This is a genomic window from Virgibacillus necropolis (genome assembly GCF_002224365.1).
GTDB lineage: Bacteria > Bacillota > Bacilli > Bacillales > Amphibacillaceae > Virgibacillus_F > Virgibacillus_F necropolis.
Map to the genome: position 1 here is coordinate 4,204,075 of NZ_CP022437.1, position 23,306 is coordinate 4,227,380.

Annotated in this window: 19 protein-coding genes and 2 riboswitches; of the genes, 11 read left to right on the forward strand and 8 right to left on the reverse strand. The window is 38.0% G+C overall.

The window, feature by feature from the left end; translation table 11 throughout:
• The first annotated feature begins 93 nt into the window (after positions 1-93).
• A complete protein-coding gene (locus CFK40_RS20040) occupies positions 94-276 on the forward strand; it encodes a hypothetical protein (RefSeq protein ID WP_089534121.1) in 183 nt (60 codons plus the stop codon).
• 645 nt (positions 277-921) lie between these two features.
• Here the strand turns inward: CFK40_RS20040 and treR are convergent.
• Genes treR through treP form a run of 3 tightly spaced genes read right to left on the reverse strand, consistent with a single transcriptional unit; the run spans position 922 to position 5,215 of the window.
• A complete protein-coding gene (gene treR / locus CFK40_RS20045) occupies positions 922-1,638 on the reverse strand; it encodes a trehalose operon repressor (protein ID WP_089534122.1) in 717 nt (238 codons plus the stop codon).
• A 2-nt stretch (positions 1,639-1,640) separates the two neighbouring features.
• On the reverse strand, positions 1,641-3,299 hold the full coding sequence (gene treC, locus CFK40_RS20050) for an alpha,alpha-phosphotrehalase (RefSeq protein WP_089534123.1): 1,659 nt from the start codon (positions 3,297-3,299) through the stop codon (positions 1,641-1,643).
• Between the two features lie 17 nt (positions 3,300-3,316).
• Entirely contained in the window at positions 3,317-5,215 is a 1,899-nt protein-coding gene (treP, locus tag CFK40_RS20055; protein WP_089534124.1) for a PTS system trehalose-specific EIIBC component, read from the reverse strand.
• A gap of 211 nt (positions 5,216-5,426) precedes the next feature.
• Positions 5,427-5,530: riboswitch (TPP riboswitch) on the forward strand.
• 141 nt (positions 5,531-5,671) lie between these two features.
• Here treP and CFK40_RS20060 point away from each other — a divergent pair.
• From CFK40_RS20060 to metX, 6 genes are all read left to right on the forward strand, one after another.
• On the forward strand, positions 5,672-6,280 hold the full coding sequence (locus CFK40_RS20060; protein WP_089534125.1) for a YkoF family thiamine/hydroxymethylpyrimidine-binding protein: 609 nt from the start codon (positions 5,672-5,674) through the stop codon (positions 6,278-6,280).
• Positions 6,273-6,851 carry an ECF transporter S component gene (locus CFK40_RS20065; protein ID WP_089534126.1) on the forward strand — a complete coding sequence of 193 codons (579 nt, stop codon included), beginning with the start codon at positions 6,273-6,275 and terminating at the stop codon, positions 6,849-6,851. Before CFK40_RS20060 ends, CFK40_RS20065 begins: the two co-directional genes overlap by 8 nt.
• Positions 6,848-8,524, forward strand: a complete 1,677-nt coding sequence (locus tag CFK40_RS20070; RefSeq protein WP_089534127.1) for an ABC transporter ATP-binding protein — start codon at positions 6,848-6,850, stop codon at positions 8,522-8,524. The genes CFK40_RS20065 and CFK40_RS20070 overlap by 4 nt, the downstream gene beginning before the upstream one ends.
• Entirely contained in the window at positions 8,505-9,284 is a 780-nt protein-coding gene (locus CFK40_RS20075; RefSeq protein WP_089534128.1) for an energy-coupling factor transporter transmembrane component T family protein, read from the forward strand. Before CFK40_RS20070 ends, CFK40_RS20075 begins: the two co-directional genes overlap by 20 nt.
• A gap of 116 nt (positions 9,285-9,400) precedes the next feature.
• A riboswitch (SAM riboswitch) is annotated at positions 9,401-9,517 on the forward strand.
• 110 nt (positions 9,518-9,627) lie between these two features.
• A complete protein-coding gene (locus CFK40_RS20080) occupies positions 9,628-11,373 on the forward strand; it encodes a PLP-dependent aspartate aminotransferase family protein (RefSeq protein WP_089534129.1) in 1,746 nt (581 codons plus the stop codon).
• 15 nt (positions 11,374-11,388) lie between these two features.
• Positions 11,389-12,408: a homoserine O-acetyltransferase MetX gene (gene metX / locus CFK40_RS20085; RefSeq protein WP_089534130.1), complete on the forward strand. Its 1,020-nt coding sequence runs from the start codon at positions 11,389-11,391 to the stop codon at positions 12,406-12,408.
• Positions 12,409-13,401: 993 nt separating this feature from the next.
• On the opposite strand, the gene typA is transcribed toward metX, so the two are convergent.
• The 3 genes from typA to CFK40_RS20100 all read right to left on the reverse strand — a co-directional run bounded on the left by typA (position 13,402) and on the right by CFK40_RS20100 (position 17,329).
• Positions 13,402-15,231, reverse strand: coding sequence for a translational GTPase TypA (gene typA / locus CFK40_RS20090; protein ID WP_089534131.1), 1,830 nt, complete (start codon positions 15,229-15,231; stop codon positions 13,402-13,404).
• A 78-nt stretch (positions 15,232-15,309) separates the two neighbouring features.
• The gene (locus CFK40_RS20095; protein WP_089534132.1) at positions 15,310-16,641 is read right to left on the reverse strand and encodes a sensor histidine kinase; all 1,332 of its coding nucleotides are present in this window, start codon (positions 16,639-16,641) and stop codon (positions 15,310-15,312) included.
• A 1-nt stretch (position 16,642) separates the two neighbouring features.
• Positions 16,643-17,329, reverse strand: a complete 687-nt coding sequence (locus CFK40_RS20100) for a response regulator transcription factor (RefSeq protein ID WP_089534133.1) — start codon at positions 17,327-17,329, stop codon at positions 16,643-16,645.
• A gap of 256 nt (positions 17,330-17,585) precedes the next feature.
• On the opposite strand from CFK40_RS20100, the gene CFK40_RS20105 reads away from it, so the two are divergent.
• Together CFK40_RS20105 and CFK40_RS20110 are read left to right on the forward strand one after the other, a co-directional pair.
• A complete protein-coding gene (locus tag CFK40_RS20105) occupies positions 17,586-18,893 on the forward strand; it encodes a S1C family serine protease (RefSeq protein ID WP_089534134.1) in 1,308 nt (435 codons plus the stop codon).
• Positions 18,894-19,039: 146 nt separating this feature from the next.
• Positions 19,040-19,831, forward strand: a complete 792-nt coding sequence (locus tag CFK40_RS20110; RefSeq protein WP_089534135.1) for a zinc ribbon domain-containing protein — start codon at positions 19,040-19,042, stop codon at positions 19,829-19,831.
• 378 nt (positions 19,832-20,209) lie between these two features.
• On the opposite strand, the gene CFK40_RS20115 is transcribed toward CFK40_RS20110, so the two are convergent.
• Entirely contained in the window at positions 20,210-20,794 is a 585-nt protein-coding gene (locus tag CFK40_RS20115; RefSeq protein WP_089534136.1) for a TetR/AcrR family transcriptional regulator, read from the reverse strand.
• 149 nt (positions 20,795-20,943) lie between these two features.
• On the opposite strand from CFK40_RS20115, the gene CFK40_RS20120 reads away from it, so the two are divergent.
• The gene (locus CFK40_RS20120; RefSeq protein ID WP_089534137.1) at positions 20,944-21,834 is read left to right on the forward strand and encodes an ABC transporter ATP-binding protein; all 891 of its coding nucleotides are present in this window, start codon (positions 20,944-20,946) and stop codon (positions 21,832-21,834) included.
• Positions 21,831-22,637 carry an ABC transporter permease subunit gene (locus tag CFK40_RS20125; protein WP_089534138.1) on the forward strand — a complete coding sequence of 269 codons (807 nt, stop codon included), beginning with the start codon at positions 21,831-21,833 and terminating at the stop codon, positions 22,635-22,637. The genes CFK40_RS20120 and CFK40_RS20125 overlap by 4 nt, the downstream gene beginning before the upstream one ends.
• 39 nt (positions 22,638-22,676) lie before the next feature.
• On the opposite strand, the gene CFK40_RS20130 is transcribed toward CFK40_RS20125, so the two are convergent.
• On the reverse strand, positions 22,677-23,291 hold the full coding sequence (locus tag CFK40_RS20130) for a TraR/DksA C4-type zinc finger protein (RefSeq protein ID WP_089534139.1): 615 nt from the start codon (positions 23,289-23,291) through the stop codon (positions 22,677-22,679).
• Positions 23,292-23,306 lie beyond the last annotated feature (15 nt).

Consider the following 23,306-nt stretch of genomic DNA (forward strand, 5'->3'; position numbering starts at 1 on the left):
ATTAAAATTTCTCACTTTGCGTTCTCATCCACATAAATATGTGATATAAATAAGAAGATACTGTTTATAACCATATCACTCGAGGTGTTAGGAATGAAGCGTTATTTAACAACCTTGTTTATTATACTTAGTGGTATTATTTTATTTATTGGACTACAAATTGACTTCCGCTGGAATGGAATCCTATCATGGGGATTATCGTTTGTCAGTCTAATTTTCGCAGTTTATTTTACTAAGTATATTCCAAATGAGAAGAAACAAAAAAGTCATAATTAAATTTAATTACAAAGGCTATTTTCTAAAAGATTGTTGTTTTTGACACAAAGTTTATAAAATGCGACGTAACACACCGCTCTGGAAATACAATGCGAAGTGACTGCTGGTTGTTTTCCGCTGCGGACCGTTGCTTTCCGCGGGCACGGCTTCAGCCTCCTTGCCCCGACAAGGGGTATGCCGACGTTGTCCGCAAAGGACGATTTTAGTCGGCCCTCATCATAAACCACTCTGCGGGGTCTTCAGACTCGTGCTGTTCCCGCAGGAGTCAACGGTCCTCCGCTCCAAACAACTGCCATAATTTGCTCGCTACCTGTGTAATATAAACAATCAAATAAATTGAAATTGTTAAGCTAAACCCTAGTGAAGGAAATCCACGGAGACTCCTGCTTAGAAAGCGAAGACGATGAGACCCCGCAGAGAGCGGTCTTTGCGATCGAGGAGGCTCAGCGCGAGCCCTAAGGTGCGCGAAGTGGATTTCCGGAACGGTTGTCCAACCACAAAACATAGTACTTACGTCGGATTTATTATCAACTTCGGTGGTATGAGCAACAAACTATACGAAAACAGCCATTACAAAAGCTGTATGACCACAAATAGGGGTCATACAGCTTTTGTTTACTTAACTTTTCACGTGTTGATCCGTTCCTATTCATTGATTCGGCGAGCAAAGTCCACAAAACGGAACTTGTCAGGTCGATGTCTTGATTCCGTATATTGAAACAAACTGGCATCATCTAAATAGACCAAACTCTTTATCACAACAACGTTTGAATAACCCTCTAGGTCCAGAAGTTGTCTATCTTCTTCAGTTGGTTCCTCAACAACAATTTCTTTTCTAGCAAAACTAATTGTCAAGCCTAATTCATTTTCTAGATAACGATAGATGGAGTCTTCACATATTTCTTTTGTAAGTGTCGGTACAACCTTTTCATCCAGAAAATCTTTATCTAGAATAACCTTTTCTCCATCAATTTCTCTAGATCGGACTACTTTCCAAACTTTGTCGGTCAGATTTAGATGTAACATGTTTTGAAGGCTTTGATCTGCTTTTAACAGGATTAGCTCGTTTACAATCGTCTGAGTCGATAGATTTAACTTTTCTGCTAACTCGCTGAAACTCACAATTCCTGAGACCGGAAAGTCAAATTTATTGATATCAATGACAACAGATCCTTTACCTCGTATTTTTTGAATATAGCCATCCTGCGCTAATAAATTCAATGCCTTCCGAATAGTTTCCCTTGATGTCGTATACATCTCGGTAAGTTCATTTTCCGATGGTAACATCGTTTGTTTTGGCCAATAATTATCTTGTATCTTTAAAACTAAGTCCTGATAGATAGTAAGGTATTTCTTTTGCATATTCATTCCCCATTAGTAATATCATAAACAATCGATTCGTACGGTCTTAACGTAAGTTTCTGAAGGCTCCTATCAGAGTCCTGATAATTTGATAATAACACATTTCCTTCTGTATAAGGCAGTTCAATTGTTACATCTTTTTCATAAAAGTTATTTACAATACACAATGTTTGCTCTTTCCAATTACGTGTATATGCAAATACTTGTGGATGGTCTTCAGCTAATAGTTGATAATCACCATATGTGATTATATCTTGCTTTTTTCTAAGTTCAATTAGTTTTTGGTAATGATGGAAAATGGAATTGTCATCTTGTAGGGCATGTACCGCATTAATCTCAGGATAATTTTCAGCTACAGAGATCCACGGTATACCCTTTGTAAATCCAGCATTCTCACTAGTTGACCATTGCATTGGAGTACGGGCATTATCGCGTGACTTTTGTTGTAAAATAGCCATGATCTCGTCTTCTTGTTTTCCTTGTCTCTTTAATACTTTATATGCGTTTAAAGACTCTACATCTCGATAATCATTTATATTTGAAAACTTTGGGTTGGTCATCCCAATTTCTTCACCCTGATAAATATAAGGTGTGCCTTGCATCAGATGGATTGTCGTCGCAAGCATCTTGGCAGACTCTACTCGGTAGTTTGAATCGTTACCGAATCTGGATACTGAACGGGGCTGATCATGATTACACCAGAATAATGCATTCCAGCCATTTCCCATATGCATCCCAACTTGCCAATCAGATAAAATCTTTTTTAGTGCTTGAAAGTCAAATGGAGCCCTTGTCCACTTCTCTCTATTTGGATAATCCACCTTTAAATGATGAAACTGGAATGTCATGTCTAGTTCATTACGATCAGGATTGGTATATAACATACAATTTTCGAGCGTTGTTGACGACATTTCACCAACGGTCATCATATCATTCTTTGAAAAAACCGCTTGATTCATTTCATGCAAAAATTCATGGATCCGCGGACCGTCTGTATAATGTTTTCGTCCGTCTCCATCATGATCATTTGGAAATTGTTGATCCTTTGAAATAAGATTAATCACATCTAGCCGAAATCCGTCAATACCCTTCTCTGCCCAAAAATGCATCATATCGTATAACTTGTTCCGAACCGCCTCGTTTTCCCAGTTTAAGTCCGCTTGAGTTTGGTCAAATAAATGTAAATAATATTGATCAGTCGTTTCATCATATTGCCATGCAGAACCACCAAATTTTGATTTCCAATCTGATGGTGCCTCGCCATTCTTAGCATCCTGCCAAATATAAAAATCACGATAAGGATTATCCTTTGACTTTGCTGATTCTATAAACCACTTGTTTTCTGTAGATGTATGATTAATGACTAAATCCATGATTAACTTCATTCCACGCTTATGTGTCTCCTGAAGAAGTTCATCAAAGTCCGCCATTGTTCCATACATTTCATCAATTGAAAAGTAATCACTAATATCATAGCCATTATCTTTCTGTGGCGATTGATAGACAGGTGTCAACCAAATCACGTCGACACCTAGTTCTTGCAAGTAATCAACTCGGGTGATAATCCCTTGTATATCACCAACACCATTTCCAGTGGTATCCTGAAAACTTTTCGGATAAATTTGATAGACAACTGCTTTTTTCCACCATGGTTCTATCATATAAAACACCTCGTTGTTTATTTATTTACTTTACGTATAGCGATAAAATACGTAATCAAAAATGGTATTATAATTACAATAACGATTCCAATCAAGAAAGCTGTCATTCCACTCTCAATAGAAAGTGGAGCCGGAACACCGCCAATTCCAATTGAATGAGCAGTTACACCTTGCATCATAATAATTGCACCAGCTATAGAAGAACCAATAACTGCAGCCACGAATGGATATTTGTAGCGTAAATTGACCCCGAACATTGCGGGTTCTGTAATTCCGAGCCACGCTGAAATTCCAGATGTTAACGAGAGTCCTTTTAGTTTTTCATTTTTAGCAGCTACCCAAATTGCAAATACAGCTGCACCTTGCGCTATGTTAGAAAGTGCCAGTATCGGCCACAAGAATGTAGTTCCCGTTGAACCAATTAATTGAATATCTACTGCCAATAATGTATGATGCATACCGGTTATTACAAGTGGTGCATAGATTGCTCCATACAAAAGTCCCCCAATAATAGGAAATGCATCAAATATACTGACAATACCATCTGTAATAAAATTTCCTACTGCAAACATAACAGGACCAATTAAGATAAAGGTCAAGAACCCTGTTACAAGCAATGCAACTGGTGGTACGATTAACAATTGTAACGAATCCATTACTTTTTTCCTCAAATAGACTTCAATTTTAGCTAATACATAGGAAGCAAATAATACTGGTAGAACCTGACCTTGGTAACCAATTTTATCAACTTCGAATCCAAACAAGTTCCATGTAGGAATTGTTCCCGCTTTCAATGCGTCACCATATGCATAAGCATTTAACAAATCGGGATGAACCATGATTAACCCAAGTACAATACCAAGGATTGGACTACCACCGAATCGCTTCACCGCTGCCCAACCGATCAAAGCTGGCAGAAATGTGAATGCTGTATTTGCGATAATATTAATCATGCTCGCAATACCAGCCCATTCAGGGTACATTTCAATTAGTGATTGAGTCTCACTAAATATTCCTTTCCCTACCAAGATATTATTGATACCCAGAAGCAAGCCAGCAGTTACAATAGCTGGAAGAATTGGGATGAAAATATCAGCTAACGTTTTAATTCCACGCTGCAACGGATTTTGCTTTTCGTTACTAGCTGCCTTCACATCGTCCTTACTAGCCTCTTCTATGCCTGTCTCTTTAATCATTGCTGCATATACCTTGTCTACTGTTCCTTGGCCAATAACAACTTGGAACTGACCACTTGATAGAAAGGAACCTTTCACAATATCAAGATTCTCTAATGCTTCTTTATCCACCTTGTCCTGATCAGCTAATGCAAAGCGAAGACGTGTAACACAATGTGTAGCAACATTAATATTTTCTTTGCCACCAATTGCTGCCACAATAGCTTGTGCTTCCTTGCCGTAACCGCTTGTCTTACTACTTTTAGCCTTACCTTGCATTGCGGCATGAAATAGAACTGACTTGCCTGCTTCCACTACGTTATCTTCTGTTTTATCTAGCATTTCAAGTGCATTACCATTTGTAATAATTACTGGTGTAATAGTACTTTTAGCTTTTTCTTTAATAAATGCTAAATCAAACGTCACAAGTGCGTCTCCAGCTTTCACTAGATCTCCTTGCTGCACATGTGCTTCAAAACCCTTACCATCTAACGAAACCGTTTCCAAACCAATATGAATTAAAACCTCAACACCGGAACTGCTTTCTAAGCCCACTGCATGTTTAGTTGGGAATATCTGGACAACCTTACCGTCAAATGGCGCTACTACTTTTCCATCACTTGGTTCTATTGCTAATCCATCGCCCATCATCTTTTGTGAAAAGGTTGGGTCTGGTACAGCCTCAAGCTTTTTAATTTCACCACTAAGCGGCGCATATATGATTTCATTGTTATTACCCATAAATAAAAATCCCTCATTCCCTGTTAGCTTGTATATACATGTCCACTTACCCAGTATAACTTGTATATACAAGTAATGCAAGGGCTTACATTCATTTAAATATTAATAGGATCTAATCAATTGCTAGCTAAATCTTCGCAAAACGGCAATCGCCCCCTTTACAAGACAAAATATAATCGTTAAGATGGGGATAGAAAAACTGCATAATTACTTTTAGCACTAGGGGAGCTGTGAAAGCGGCTGAGAAGAAATTTATTCTGACCCTTTGAACCCGAACTGGATAATACCAGCGTGGGGAAGTGTGGTCGAAGCGTGTATTCTTTATATCTTTAATACATACAAGCAGACTGCATTCCACGAGGGATGCAGTTTTTTTAATAGAATTTTATAGAGGCGCTATTCCTGGAACTATTTTCGACAAATGACAAGCCGCCCAACAAAAAGGAGGAAATAATAATGACAAATCAACAATGTTCAGAATCACGTATCGCTGGGTGTAGTTTTTCTGTTCATCCAATGAGTGATAACTTTATTGAGGTTATTACTCATGCATTAAAAAGTGTGGACAAATCTAAAGTTTGGATGGAAACAGACGATGTGACAACAACGATCCGCGGGAAACTTGTACATGTTTTTGACGTAACAAAATCTATTTTTATACATGCTGCAAAAACTGGTGAACACGTTGCGTTCCAGGCGACATATTCATTAGGCTGTCCAGGTGACTCAGCGGGTGATGTTTATATGGCGGAAGATGATATACCAGCTAATAACACTCAAATAAAAGACATCAAGCAACCAGTTGCCGCTAAATTTTCTCTTTATCCATTAGGTGGTGGAAACTATATGGACGTAATCATGAAACAGATTGAAGCTATGAGAAAACATGTCGACGTTTCACATGCACATTATTCCACTAGATTAGACGGGGAATCCATTAAAGTTCTCAATGGATTGGAACAGGTTTTCAATGCAACAGTTGATGGAGGGTCAAATCACACGGTGATGACAGTCTCTATGTCAGCAAATAGTCCATCACATAAAGGGGCGAACGAACATGAGTAATTGGCGTTTTAAAGAAATTGTTGTCTTGTCTGCACTATCCGTTGTATTCGCAGTTGTTTATTTAGCGTTTCTTCCTGTTGGGAAAATTCTTGTAGGATTCTTCGGACCGATTGGTTATGACCTTATATTTGGAATTTGGTTTATCGTTTCAATTATTGCGGCTTACATTATTCGCAAGCCTGGTGCAGCCTTTATCTCGGAAACGATTGCAGCGATGGTCGAGGTCTTACTTGGCAGTGCAGTTGGTCCATTGCTTATTGTATCTGGAATGATTCAGGGACTCGGCGCCGAGGCTGCGTTTGCAGCAACACGATGGAAAAATTACTCAACATGGGTGCTCATGGCTGCAGGTGTTGGTGCTGCACTGTTTAGCTTTGCATATGGCTATTTTATGAGTGGCTATGCTGCACTATCGACAACTTATGTATTTGGTATGTTGATAGCACGCATGGTAAGCGGTGCACTAATTGCTGGATTACTAGGAAAGGCATTAAGCGATGGTTTAGCACAAACTGGAGTCTTATCTAGCTTTGCTTTAGGCAAAGAATACAGAAGGAAAAAAGCAGCATGAAAAAAGATTCACTATTACGCGTGCAACAGCTGTCCCTACGTTTTGAAAATCAATTAGATACCGACACCCTATCTGGGGTTAGCTTTGAATTAAACAAAGGTGAAGCAATTTTGTTGCTTGGACCAAGTGGCTGTGGAAAAAGCACATTAACTTATTGTTTAAACGGCCTATATCCACGTGAACTGGATGGAGCGATGACTGGTGATGTTTTCATCAATGGTAAACGATCGACTGACTACAAGCCAGGTGAGCTTAGTCGTCAAGTAGGTGTTGTATTTCAAGACCCAGAAACACAATTTTGCATGCTTACCGTTGAAGATGAAATTGCTTTTGGTTTAGAAAATTTAAACATCCCGCGGCAACTGATGGATGAAAAAATCAACGATGCACTTTCGCTTGTTACTATGACCCCCTTTAAGAAGTCGGCTATTGCATCTCTTTCTGGAGGCCAAAAACAAAAGCTAGCCTTAGCATGCATTCTGGCAATGGAACCAGATTTACTTATATTAGATGAGCCTACCGCAAATTTGGATCCAATCGCATCAAAAGATTTAATTACAACCATCCAACATTTGAAACAACAAAAAGAATTTTCTCTTATCGTCATTGAACACCAATTAGACGGTTGGATGGGACTGTTTGATCGCAGCCTTTTATTGAATAGATCTGGAGAGCTTTTTTATGATGGCTCACTTCGAAATGGAATCGAACAAATCTTAACGAAAATGAATGAACAAGGTATTTGGCTTCCAAAGGTAACACAGTATATTTTACAACAAGGAAAACATTGGGGGAATTTTATCCCGTTAACGATTAATGAATTTGCTGACCAAGCAGATAAATGGTTACCGGTAAAATGGGAGCCTGAACTACCGGTTAACAAGAATAATCCCGTTGTATTCCTTGAGGCAACCAATATTTCATGGATGAAAAAGAATCAAGAAATCCTTCGAAATGTCTCATTCAACCTGTATAACGGAGAATTTGTTGCCATCGTTGGTGCAAACGGCAGTGGTAAAACATCACTTTCGCGAATTTTGGCTGGTATCCAAAAGCCTACATCAGGAACCATTCATGTAAAAGGAAAACCATTAAAACAATGGAAGGAAACTTATTTACGTGATGAGATAGGATATGTCTTCCAGAATCCAGAACATCAGTTTATTATGAACTCTGTGTTTGATGAAATAGCATTCAGTTTACGATTAAAGGGAATGAACGATAATGAAATACTTGCTAAAGTCAATTCCCTTTTAAAGACGTGTGGATTATTGAAACTTGAAAATGAGCATCCGTATACCCTTAGTCAAGGTCAAAAACGCCGTCTTAGTGTAGCAACTATGATCGTCGACAATCAACGACTACTCTTGTTAGATGAACCGACTTTTGGACAGGATGCACATTCTACCAAAGAATTAATGAACCTGCTTACTGAACGACATAAACAAGGAAACACCATTGTCATGATTACTCATGACATGGAGATTGTCCATCACTATGCCAATCGAGTAATTGTTATCGAACAAGGAGTTATCGCTGCTGATTGCCACCCAAACGAATTATGGAATAGCTCATCAGCGACACTGCACTCCTGGCAGCTCGAGAAACCGATCCAGGTTCAGCTCCAAGAAATCTATGAAAAGGAAACTTATTATGTTTCTACATCGTCTTAACCCAAGTATAAAAGCATTAACAATCGTATTGCTTGAGATTATGTTAGCATTAGTGTTTGACCCGATTACTCCATTTCTATTTATGGTTTGGACAATTACATTAACGTTCATCGGTGGGAATATAAACTTGAAGAAGTATTGTTTATACTTCCTACCATTTTTCATTATTGCATTTGGTATGCTTTGGACGACAATTGTTTTTGCAGATACACCTAAGTATCCACAGGAGATAATAAATTTTCTTGGATTCAATATTCCCGAAGAGTCCCTTATGACCGCATTTGCACTGTCATTACGTGTTTTAAGTGTTGCGGCATTGGCACTGTTGTTCATCTTCACTACAGATACCGTGGATTTTATATTAAGTCTTATCCAGCAATTAAAATTATCACCAAAGATTGCATATGGTGTTTTAGCTGGGTATCGGTTTTTACCAATGATGAAGGATGAATTATTCATTATCCGCTCCGCTCATCGGGTTCGAGGTTTTGATCAGGCAAAAACGCTTCGCGAGAAATGGAATCAATACAAAACGTTTTCAATTCCATTGCTAGCAAGTGCTATTCGAAAGGCAGAACGTACTGCAATGGCAATGGAATCAAAAGGATTTACTGGAGAAAAAAAGCGAACGTTTTATCGGCCTTTTTCCATTTCATTACATGATTGGTTCTTTTCAAGTATGATGGTTATTGCTTTTCTAGGGATTGCATATCTTTCGTGGCATTTGGGTTATTTTCAGTGGTATAGTGGTCAACTTTAAAGGGTACCTGCCCATTGTAAGTAATTGCTGATGATTTCGATTTTTAAATCTTTTTTTCAAATAACTGTTGACGAACTACCACTCTTAGATATATAATTATCATTAAATTTAAATAACTCTTATCAAGAGCGGCGGAGGGAATAGGCCCTGTGATGCCCGGCAACCATCAAGCTAGATTTCTAGCATGAAAGGTGCTAAATCCTACAGGTCAATTATGATCTGGAAGATAAGGGGAGGATCGGTTACATACACGCCCTCTTCTTAGGAAGGGGGCTTTTTATTTCCTCTCTTCCTAACCTACCAGACCATTAATAATAGACCAACTACAAAGGAGGAATTATTAATGTCAAATTTTAATCTGCACAACCCAGAAACTGTACTACTTCATGGTGGTCAAGAACCTGACCCAGCAACAGGATCACGGGCTGTACCTATTTACCAAACAACTTCCTATACTTTTCGCGATACGGAACATGCACAAAATTTATTCGGATTAAAAGAGCCTGGAAACATTTATACACGGATTGGTAACCCTACCGTTGACGTTTTCGAGCAACGCGTTGCATTACTTGAGGACGGTGTTGCTGCAGTAGCAACTTCATCTGGAATGGCAGCAATAACACTCGCAATTTTAAATATTGCTGGTGCTGGTGATGAAATTGTTGCTGATAGTAATTTATATGGTGGAAGTTACAACTTGTTTGCTAATACATTACCACGATATGGGATTAACGTTAAGTTTGTCGATGCTACTAATCCTAATGAGATTGAAGAAGCAATAACAGATAAAACAAAAGCTGTGTTTGGAGAAATTATCACCAATCCTAGCTTAAATGTATTCGATGTTGAGAAAGTTGCAACGATTGCTCATAGCCACAACATCCCGCTTATTATTGATAATACATTTGCAACGCCATACATCACTAAGCCACTTGCTTGGGGGGCGGATATAGTCGTCCATTCTGCTACAAAATGGATTGGTGGTCATGGTACCGCGATTGGTGGCATAGTTGTTGATGGAGGCCGTTTTAACTTTAATAATGAAAAATTCCCAGGATTTATTGAAGCTGATGAGAGCTACCACGGTATTCGTTACGTGGATGTTGGCCCAGCAGCATTCGCAACAAAATTACGTGTTCAGCTACTTCGTGATATCGGAGCGTGCTTGAGCCCACACAATGCCTTTTTACTTTTACAGGGCTTGGAAACATTACACTTACGGATTGAAAGACACACCAAAAACGCTGAAGAAGTGGCTGGCTTTTTACAAAAACATCCAGCAGTTGAATGGGTTAACTATCCTGGGCTAAAAGAACATCCATCGTATGAGTTGGCAAACAAATACTTTAAAAATGGTTATGGCTCCATCATAACATTTGGGATTAATGGTGGTCGCGCGGCAGGTACAAAATTGATTGACAACGTAACACTTTGGTCGCACGTAGCAAATGTTGGGGATGCGAAATCACTTATTATTCATCCAGCTTCAACAACACACCAACAATTAAGTGCGGAAGATTTAAAAAGAAGTGGTGTTTCTGAAGAATTAGTTCGTTTATCAACCGGTATTGAGTCAACGGAAGATATTTTAGCTGATTTAGATCAAGCTATTGCAAAAGCAACAAATAAAGCCCCAACAATCGGTGTAACAACAGAAGACACTATAAAGTGGTTGATCAGCTCACCATTTAAAAGAGATCAAGGCGCTGTAAGTAAGAAAGTAATTGCAGTTTTTGATCTTAGTGATCCTTCGAGCCATTTTTATAAAAGTGCAGAGCAATTAGAGCGGTTGGGCTTTCAAATTGTGCCTATTACTGAATCGGAACAGGAAAATTCCTACAAACAACTAGCAGATATTCCATTTGACATTGATGCAGTTTGGTTTAATAGGAAAGTTTTACCTACAACAATTGAACAACTCATTAATAAACAAGTGAAAATAATTTGGGCTGAAGAACCTGGAATTTCAGATCAAACATTAGAAAATGCTGAGGCAGCTGGGATTACTGTTGTTTCTGGTAAAAATCCTTATAGTGAAGCAATCCGTATAAGAGGAAATAGCACTGTAAACATACCTGTTGAGGTTTAAATGAGGAGGGGTCATATGGAAGTGTTCCAAAAAACCTTGTCAACAATTGAAAATATATCCTTTGGCCCACTCCCTCTATCATCTGGTGAAATTATTGAGGAAGTAACCCTTCAATATGAACGTGTTGGGCCAATTGATGCACCCGTAATTTTAGTTTGTCACGCCCTAACAGGAAATCATATCACTGTCGGCACACACGATTCTCCAGGGTGGTGGCATGGGTTAATTGGTCAGCAAAAATACATTGATACAGAAAAGTTTCAAGTAATCACATTTAATGTACTTGGTGGTTGCGATGGCTCAACAGGACCTAGTTCTATTAATCCTGAAACAGATGAAATTTATCAAACAAATTTTCCATCCATTACAATTCGTGATATGGTGCATGCACAATACCAGGCATTGAAGAAGTTAGGAATCAAAAACCTAGCAGCGATTATCGGTGGTTCCCTTGGTGGTATGCAAGTGCTAGAATGGGGAATTCTTTATCCAACAGCGATGGAGAAATCAATTGTTCTAGCCGCTACCCCCTTCTTTTCTGATTATGGTATTGCATTTAATCATATTGCATTATCTGCTATAAAAAATGATTCTGTTAAAGGGTTAGAATTAGCTCGCATGATTGGAATGGTGACATACCGGAGCTCTTCTTTATTTACAGACAGATTTAACCGAGAAAAGACAAATTCTAAATATGAAGTGTCCTCCTATTTGGATTATCAGGGGCAGAAATTAGCGCAACGATTTGACCCCACTAGCTATAGTTACTTATTGCAAGCTATGAATGGGCATGATATTGGCGAATACCGTGGTGGTTGGCAACAAGCATCGAAGGAATTCAAGCGACCATTACTAGCCATAAGCTTTGAAAATGATTTAATATACGAACCACACCATATTAGAGCTTTAACGGAGTTCATGCCAACTAGCTCCTATCACCATGTACAAACCAATTTTGGTCATGATGGCTTCTTAACTGAATTTGAAAAATGGGGAGAAATTGTTCAGACGTTTATTGAAGATCCACGTGCTTAAGTTTTACTGAATCGAGATTAATGATCAACTTTAGGGCTTTTCGATTAACCTTCATAGCATTATACATTAGAAAAACTGGGCAATCCGCCCAGTTTTTTTTGCTAGAGATACATCTAATAAATTTACTTTTCTCTGATACAGTTATGATTATTCTAGAGAACTCAAAAGCCACATATCCGCTCTTTTGCACCTTTATCCGCCGATCCACAAGGATATATCAGCCATTTTTAAATTTGGCTGTTTTCTAAAAGGTTGTTGTTTTTGACACAAAAATTATAGACTACGACGTAAGTGCTGGTTGATTTCCGCTGCGCCTCCTTGTGCTTTCGCACGAGTCCACTGAAAAGTTAAGTGTAGTACAAAATAGTGGATCGACGGCCGCATCCTCGAATATACTCCGCTTTCCACGGGCGAGTGGCGAGCCTCCTCGGACTGCCGTCCTCCGGGGTCTCCGCCGATCTCTTACTTCCCGTAGGAGTCTCCGTATATTCGAGGATGCTAGGTTAAAGTGAGAAATTAAATTTTTCAAATCCATCCTTTTTCAGTGGACTCAAAATCGCTTTGCGTGGTCTTCAGACTCGTGCTGTTCCCGCAGGAGTCAACGGTCCTCCGCTCCAATCAACTGCCATAATTGCAGGATGTCTTTATGATATATAAGCAAACAGTAACCCAGGAAATTGAAATTGTTAAACTGAACACCAGTGAAGGAAATCCACGAAGACTCCTGCTTAGAAAGCGAAGACGTTGAGACCCCGCAGCGAGCGGTTTTTGCTCACGAGGAGGCTCAGCGCGAGCCCGCGGAAAGCGAAGTGGATTTCCGGAACGGTTGTCCAACTACCAACAAGGCACTTACGTCGAATTTTATATCAACTGTGGTGATATTAGCAACAAACTATGCGAATACAGCCTTAAATTTTATCCGCCAATTAACACCCATCCCCCTTCTCCTCAAATTATATAAAAAAACCAGTGAGATTCTCACTGGTTTTTTCATTAGCCTATATTCGTTTTCTTAGATGCTTTTTCACGTTCGTTTTTGTTTAAAATCTTTTTACGTAAACGAATCGATTCAGGTGTAACCTCACAATATTCGTCGTCATTCAAGTACTCAATAGCTTCCTCGAGTGACATAACTCTTGTCTTTCTAATCGTAGAGGTTTGGTCTTTATTCGCTGAGCGAACGTTGGTTAAGTGTTTTTCCTTCGTGATATTTACTGTTAAATCATTGTCACGATTATGTTCGCCGACAATCATACCTGCGTACAATTCTGTACCCGGTTCAACAAAAATAACACCGCGATCTTCTAGTTGCATGATACCGTATGTTGATGCTTTACCATTCTCAAGTCCAACTAGAACACCTTTACTTCTACCACCAACTTGACCTTTGACAACTGGTTCATATGCTTCAAACGTATGATTCAAAATACCATAACCGCGTGTTTGGGACATGAATTCAGTCGTATATCCGATTAAGCCACGGGAAGGAACCTTAAAGTCGATACGAACTTGCCCATTACCATGGTTAACCATATCAATCATTTCACCTTTACGAGCTCCAAGCGATTCCATTACACCACCAGTGTACTCTTCTGGCACATCCACTTGCACACGTTCAATTGGCTCACATTTTTGACCATCAATTTCTTTGATAATTACTTGCGGCTTAGAAAGTTGTAATTCATAGCCTTCACGTCGCATATTTTCGATTAAGATAGATAAGTGTAATTCTCCACGACCCGAAACAACCCAAGCGTCTGGTGAATCTGTTGGATCAACACGCAAGCTCACGTCTGTTTCAAGTTGTTTCATTAAACGCTCTTCTATCCTTCTTGATGTTAAATATTTACCCTCTTTACCTGCAAATGGACTATTGTTAACAAGGAAAGTCATTTGCAAGGTTGGTTCATCAATACGTAAGAAAGGTAATGCTTCTGGGTGATCCTGTGGGCAAATAGTTTCTCCTACGTTGATATCTTCAAGTCCAGCTACAGCAACAATATCTCCTGCTTTTGCTTCTTCAATTTCAATCCGCTTTAATCCAATAAAGCCAAATAATTTTGAAATACGGGATACCTTTTGGGTTCCGTCTTCTCGCATCAGAACAACCTGTTGTCCCGCTTTAATCTTCCCACGGAATACACGGCCAACACCAATTCTTCCAACGTAATCATTATAATCAAGCATTGCTACTTGGAATTGCAATGGATCATCTGAAGTATCAACTGGTGCTGGAATATTCTCCAAAATAGTTTTAAAAACAGGATCCATCGTTTCTTTTTGTTCTTCAGGTTCATCACCAGATGTACCATTTAATGCAGATGCATAAACAACTGGGAATTCTAACTGTTCATCATCAGCACCTAGTTCGATGAATAAGTCAAGCACTTCATCAATTACTTCATTTGGACGCGCACCTGGGCGGTCAATCTTATTTAAAACTACTACTGGAGTAAGTCTTTGTTCTAATGCTTTCTTTAACACAAATCGAGTTTGTGGCATACAACCTTCATATGCATCAACGACCAATAAAACACCATCAACCATTTTCATGATACGCTCCACTTCCCCACCAAAGTCGGCATGTCCGGGAGTATCCAAAATATTGATTGCTATATCATTATATTTAATCGCTGTGTTTTTAGCAAGAATCGTAATACCACGTTCACGCTCAATATCGTTGTTGTCCATAGCTCGTTCATCCACTTGTTCATTTTCACGAAAAGTCCCCGAGTATTTTAATAATTGATCCACAAGTGTTGTTTTACCATGGTCAACATGGGCGATAATCGCGATGTTCCGAATATCTTCTCTTAATTGCATATTAGTACGCTCCTCTTTCATTACAGATAACTCAAACTATAATAGTATAGCACAAGTTAACCTAATTTCAAACTTTTTTTAGTTTTCGCTGAATGCAACGATAAATTTAGCTCCACCAAGTTCTGAAGTACCTACTGTGATATTTCCGCCTGATTGTTCTACTATAGCTCGTGCTATAGCTAGTCCTAATCCAGTCTCTCCCTGACTTCCTTTAATGAAACGATGGAAAATTTGCGGGATTAAATCCTCGTCAATACCTTCCCCATCATCTTCAATACTAATTGTGATCATGGAGTTAATTTGTCTTACATTTATCAAAACATACGATTTAGCGTGCCGGATTCCATTAAATGTTATGTTTAATAAAGCACGTAATAACTTTTCTGGATCCGCGTGAATAGTAAGTGTTTCATCAACTTCATGTGAAATTCGAATTTCTTTTTCATTTATAATTGGCAACGCACGGTCTAATACCTGATCAACTATACTCGTTAAGTAGATAGTTTCCGGATCATATGAGGTTTGTTCACTATCTAACTTCGCCAGCAAAATCATTTCATTAATAATTTTCTTTAGCCTGTTTACCTCGGTGACCATTACTTCTAAGCCCTTTTCCTTTTCTTCTGAACCAAAAATCCCATCACGAATTCCTTCCGCGTATCCTTGGATGGTCATTAATGGGGTCTTTAATTCATGGCTAGCATTTTGAAAAAACGTTTGTTGTGATTTCATGTAACGTTGTAACTCATTAGCCATTTCAAAAACACTTTTTTCTACTTCCTTAATCTCACCAGTAGCTTTTATTGGTTCAATCGCATCAAATTGTCGCTTTTCTACTTTTTTAAGTTGCCACTTTAATCGAGTTAATGGGGTAACCAACTTATTCGTGAAAAGGTAGCTTAAAATAACTGCAGCAACTGCACCTATTACAAACACGATAAACAATTGCTTAATAAAATCCTGCTGAACGGCTTGTAATTCAGTTAAAGGTGTTAACAAAATCAGTTCAAGACCTGTACTTTCTGGATAAAAAAGAATTCGGGAATTTACATACTTAATATCCCCTAAACTCCATAATTCTTTATCCATATTTGAAAAATCATTATCGGCAAGAAAGCTACCCACAATTTGCTTAGGCATCGTTGAATCGATAACTTGATCCAGGATTCGGTTATATAAAAGTAATTCCAGATTTTGATCTTGTAAAAACCCACCAAATTGATCGATACGCGGTTGTCTGCTTTCTTCATTTAGTATTTGTACAAGTAATTCACCTTTTTGTTCTAATTCTGCTTTTTCGTCTTGAATCAGTAGATCAAGAATTAATGAATAGATCACAAATCCGGTCACAGACATGATGACTAGAAGCAGTGTTGTGAAAGCAATATTTAACTGGTACTGGAGCTTCATGCTATTCCTCTTCACTTCGCAGACGATATCCATAACCCCAAACAGTTTCTAATTGAATATCATCCAGTTTTTTGCGAATCCGTTTAACTAAATCATCAACGGCTCGGTCGCTACCAAAATAATCATCGCCCCATATTTTAATTAGCAATTCTTCTCTAGAGAAGGCACGATTTACATTTTCAGCAAATAAAAGTAACATATCATACTCTTTCGATGTGACTTCAATTTCCTGACCAATCCAGAATAAGCGGCGATCATTTTTTCTTATTAAAAGGTTGTCTATTTTAATTTTCTCCTTTTCTTGCTCTGTGTTCTGGATTACAGGATTCGAACGCTTGAATAATCGCTTCACACGTGCAACCAATTCTCGAGGGCTGAATGGTTTGGTTAAATAATCATCACCACCCAGTTCTATGCCAAGAATTTTATCAATCTCTTCATCCTTAGCGGAAATAATGATAATAGGAACATCACTTTCTTCTCGAATTTTTTTACAAAAATCATACCCGTCCATGCCAGGAAGCATAATGTCTAAAATCCACATATCAGGAGGTCCTGTTTCCCATACCTGCCAGGCTTCCTCGGCGGAGTCTGATACGGTTATGGTAAAACCCTCTTTTTTTAAATAGGCCGACACGATATTTTGGATGTTTGTATCATCCTCGACAACCCCTATATGATAATTCATGATTAAAACCTCCCTCATTCACTGTCTCTTCATAGTTATATTTTTACACAAGTCAGGACTTGTGCATAATGATATGATACAAAGATGATTAACTTACTATCTTGTGGGGAAAAGAAACTGTAGTAAGAATGATATGTATATTACATACTTTTTCCACATTCTTACCAAAGTCATGCCAAAGTAAATCTGTAGTATATGGAATATAGAAAGAAAAGCAAAGGGTTGGAAAAAATCTAACAAAAAGGGTGATAAATTGATGGAACGAAATGATAAGTATAATGACACTCATGAAGAAAATATAGACGAAATAAGCCTAAAGGATGATTCACCTCAAACTAGGTCCGATAGAAAAGAAACTGACCCTGGTTTGACTAAACCTGCTCAACCAAAGAAAAAGGAATCCAAACCAAAAAGATCAGGTGTAGGTGTTTTATTCGGTGGTCTAGTAGGCGGGATTGTTGCAGCTGTTGCTGTTGTATTATTGTTCACGAACAACATTATTCCCTTAAACAATAACAATGGAAGCGATTCAACATCTGCCCAAGATAATGGGACACCTGAAATTGCCCAAACAATAGCTACAGGTAATACCGACGTGGCTTCAAATATTGAAGAGGTATCCGAAGCAGTAGTTGGCATTACTAACTTACAGCAACAAAACGTATGGGCACCTAGTCAGAAAGCTGGTTCAGGTTCCGGTATCATTTATAAAAAAGCAGATGGTAAAGCTTATGTAGTCACAAACCACCACGTGGTCGAAGGAGCAGAAGAAGTAGAAGTTGTCTTAAACAATGGTGATCGAATTAAAGCAAAAGTGCTAGGATCAGATCCATTAACAGATTTAGCTGTCCTACAAATTGATGGAAAGAAAATTGAGACTGTAGCGAAATTAGGTTCTTCAGAAGAGGCAAAAGTTGGTGAAACTGTAGTAGCAATCGGTAACCCACTTGGCATGAACTTTGCTAACTCTGTTACAAAAGGAATAATAAGTGGAAAAGAACGTTCCGTGAGTATCGATACAAATAAAGATAAACAGCCTGATTGGGTCACAGAAGTAATTCAAACAGATGCAGCAATTAACCCAGGTAATAGTGGTGGGGCACTTGTGAATTCTGACGGCGAAGTAATAGGAATCAACTCCATGAAGATTGCTAAAAAAGAAGTAGAAGGAATTGGATTTGCCATTCCAATTGATACAGCAATTCCAATCATGAAGCAATTAGAAACTGAAGGTGAGGTTGCACGCCCATTTATTGGAATTAGCACTGCATCCCTTCAACAAGTACCACCACAATATCGCAGTCAAATCGCACTACCAGAGGATATTAAGGGCGGTATGGTAATTGCACAAGTTCAACCAGGATCACCTGCAGCAGATGCTGGACTCCAACAATTCGATATTATTACAAAAATTAATGGTCAGGAAATAACATCTATTTTAGACTTACGAAAATATTTGTACTCTGAAACGAAGATTGGCGATACCGTTGAAATTGAAATTTCCAGAAACGGTGAACTACAAACAGTTGAACTAACATTAGTAGAACGAGGCCAAGAACAGTAAGTTTTGCTAAGGGATGATCCATTTTGGGTCATCCTTTTTTGTTTGTTAATAATCGCTTAAGGAAGGAGTTTTGCAAATAATGTCGAACGTATATATAGTATATATACGAGTATATAGTCATTACATAGTAAAGGGGAAGTGAGTTTATGCAATGTCAAAATTGCTATCAAGAAACAGAGAAAGGGAAATTTTGTACAAATTGTGGTGCATTAATTTCTCAGGATGAACCTGTTGTTATCCAGGAAACAGCTGCTACAGAGGAAATAGAAATAGTTGCAGAGTCAACAACTAGTCAAGAACCAACTGATCCTAAACAATCAAACGAAATAGTTGAGAAACTAAAGGCCTCATCTATTAACTTCGGCCACTTTTTTCTTACACTGCTTAAAAAACCAAACGACGCAAAGAAAGCAAATGAAAATGATCTAATCTCAGGTATTATCTCGATTGCTCTTTTTGCACTATTATTTGCTGTAGGATATTTTCTCGTACTAAACAGCATTGTTAGTTTCTTTGGAAGTGCTCCAACTTTTACGGATGGTTTCTTATGGCCATTTCTAAAGCTATTACTATTGTTCGTAGTTATAAATGCTATAACCTTCGCTGGATTGAAATTCGATGGGGCCGAGTTTTCATTCGCAAAAACCATAGCAAAGTATGGTGGGTATTTAATTCCATTCCTATTACTACTCGTTGCTGGGTATATTCTAACGTTGATTGGTATTGTATCATTAGGTATTGTAGCAATTTCCATCAGTCTATTAGGAACATTAATAATTATTCCAACACTAATTTTATCTGAAATTCCTTCAACAAATATAGATCGTGTTTACTTATTAATTATCATTTACGTCCTAAATACGTTTGCACTTAGCTTTATTATGCAATCCATACTTCTATCACTAATGGGTAGCCCTTTTGGAGGATTATTTAGCTAAAGTAATCACTAAAAACTCTTATCTTTTTCGATAGGAGCTTTTTTATTTGGCTCTTTTCGTAAGTTTTGTTGCTATTTAATCCTCAGAAAAAATTGTGTCATAATAAATATACCGCTCCGGAAATACACTACGCGCACCTTAGGGCTTGCGCTGAAGATCCCGCAGGACAAGGAAAGCTTCCCTGAAAAGGTATCGCACGCAGAAAAAGTGTTTTTCTTTTCAAGGAAGCGGTTTTGCTTCCAGAGGAAGCTGAAGCGTTGCCGCGGAAAGCGACTGCCCGAAGCGGAATCGGGCGTTGACGCAATATCGTAGTTTATTGATTTTGTACCAAAAACAACAATCTTTTAGAAAAACAGCCTTTTTATTTTCTCAGGTTCATTAATTACGCTTGCCTAATATTCCATAAAAAAATAATTTCGTAATTTCTTCTGTAAGTGGCAACAACTGTGAATATATATCTTCTCGTTGCATTTGTTCTTTAAAGATTTGAATGTACAGCAAGATGGATTCATTCGATATTGATGGATCTACATACCCTTGTCTTTTTCCTTCATCAAATAATTCCATCATTTTAGGCAAAGCCTTATTCGTATAAAATTCTTCAAGATAATTATTCCCAGTCCCATATTCCATCATAAACTCTTGATAGAAATTTTCATTCATTTCATCAGCAGTTTGTTTTTTAGAAAAGATAAGCTGCTGAATTTTATCTGGAAAAGGTAAATCACTAGTTAATAATTCCTCTGTTTCATCCCAAGTTTTTTCTATATAAAAACGAATTACTTCATCGGTTAATTCGTTTTTACTTCCAAAGTAATTATAAATGGTAACCTGTGATACATTAGCTTTCCTTGCAATTTCAGCAATAGAAACCTTTTTAATTCCAAATTTCATAAAAAGTGTCAATGCACCTTCTAGGATACTAATCGTTTTCTGTTGCTTACGACGTTCAAAACCATTCATTCCTTTCACCTCTCATTTAGTTTATTAAAATTTATGAAATAAAACAAATAAAATATTTCAAAAGTGTATTGTAATGGAGATGGTTTGCATATATTATGAAATATATACTTACTAATATTTCATAATATATAAGAAAGGTGGTGCGAATTATGCCAATTTCAATTCACCGCTTAACAAAAAAGTTCCCTAATGGAAAAGGAATTTTTGACGTTTCATTTGATGTGGCTGAAGGTGAAGTGTTTGGATTTTTAGGTCCAAATGGCGCTGGAAAATCAACGACTATCCGCCACCTGATGGGGTTTATGAAGCCGACATCAGGTAGCGCAACTATTAACAGGCTAAATGCTTGGAAAAAGAGTGCGGAAATTCAACAATCCGTTGGCTATCTACCAGGGGAAACTGCATTTTTAGAAGGAATGAATGGATTAGAGTTCCTGAGACTCTTGGCAGGAATGAGGAAAATAAAGCAAATAAAACGGCAAAAAGAATTAATTGAACGTTTTCAGTTTGATGTGAAAACTCCTATTCGGAAAATGTCTAAGGGTATGAAACAAAAAGTTGGCATCGTTGCTGCATTTATGCACGATCCACAGGTATTAATTTTGGATGAACCTACAAGTGGATTGGATCCATTAATGCAAAATCTCTTTGTTGATTTAGTGAAAGAAGAAAAGAAACGGGGGAAAACAATTCTAATGTCCTCTCATAGCTTCTCAGAAATTGACCGAACCAGTGACCGGGTTGGGATTATTAAAGCTGGTCAACTAGTTGCAATTGAGGAGATTCGGAAGTTACAAGCATTACAACGAAAAATTTTCCAAGTTACCGTGAAAACAAGTGGTGATATAGAAAAGATTAAAAATACCCCTCTTGAAATCGTTCAAATCGATGGACATCAAATCCGGATAGCTATTCAAGGCGATTATGAATCATTTGTAAAATCCATCAGTGAATGTGGAATTAACAGCATAGATATTCATCGCCAAAACTTGGAGGATGTATTTATGCATTTCTATAACAAGGATGGTGATCAATCATGAACGGTTCTCTTTTTGTGACAATGATGAAAAACAATGCGAAGACAGTATGTAGTTTTACATTTGGATCGATGTTTTATTTAGTTCTGATCATTTGGCTATATCCATATATTGCTGATTCTAAAGTATTTGATACTATGTTTGAAACCTTACCTGAAGGTTATATGAAAGCATTTGGCTTACATGCTGGGATTTCTAGCCTGAGTGGCTTTGTAGCTGGAGAATACTATGGGTTGTTATTTATTATTATCTTATTAATCTTTTGTGTAACAACCGCTACACAGTTAATTGCGCGTTTAGTTGATCGAGGCTCAATGGCTTATCTTTTAGCAAGCGGACTTTCTCGCATGAAAATAGCACTTACACAGGCGTCTGTCATCCTCATTTGTCTTACAGTTATCATTACTCTTACCACTTTAACAGGGGTTATTGGTGCAGAGTTGTTTATTGAGGAGAACAACTTTGCTACGGGATCGTTTATTAAATTGAATATTGTTACGTACTTACTGTTTTTTGTCATTAGCGGCTACTGTTTTTTATTTTCTTGCTTATTCAATGACGAAAAGAGAGCTTTAGCAATTTCAGGTGCGTTATCCTTTATCTTCTTTGCAGTTGACATGCTGGCAAAAGTTAGTGATAAACTTGATTGGCTTCAGTATTTTACTGTATTCTCATTATTCGATGCCACTAGCATCGCAGAGGGAAATGTCGACATTTTACCAATTAGTATTAGTTTAGGTAGTGCAGGGATACTTCTTTATGCACTTGCTATTATAATTTTTAAAAAGAAAGATCTCCCACTTTAATATGTAAAGGTTGGAGACATAGCGCTCCAACCAATAGCATCATTCTTCAGGGTGACCATCAAACGTTGCTGTTCCAATACCTTCTGTGTCATCGACAATTCCAATATTTTCATCACTATTGATATACATTTCGTCATAGTCGTCATGATCTTGATTCCCACCAAGATCAGAAGGAGTATCAGATGATCCATATTTACCGACATCTTGCCATGCGTCTTCTCTATCATATCCAGTTTGTGTTTCATTTGTGTGCTCGTGGATATCCATCGTTAAAATATCCTCTTCAACAGGGCGATATGCTACAAAACCAGCATTGTTTGCATGTTCAAGGCACTGATCAGCGGTTGGAATAGCTTCTAACCGTTCCAAGGGTATGTCCGTACCACATCTTCGGCAAATGCCATACGTACCTTCCTCAATTGCTGACATAGCTTCATTGATTTCTTTAAGTTCAACCTCTGCATGCTGTGATAATGCTTGTTCCCGTTCCAGATCATACATCTCTGTTCCCATATCGGCTGGATGATTATCATAATTTGACAGCTCTTGATTTCTTCTGGAATATTCCCCTTCTGATTCCATTAGAGTAAACAATTCTGACTGCCTTTCAACTAATTGGTTTTTAAAATGTGTTAATTGTTCACTTGTAAGCATAGCCTTTCCCCTCCA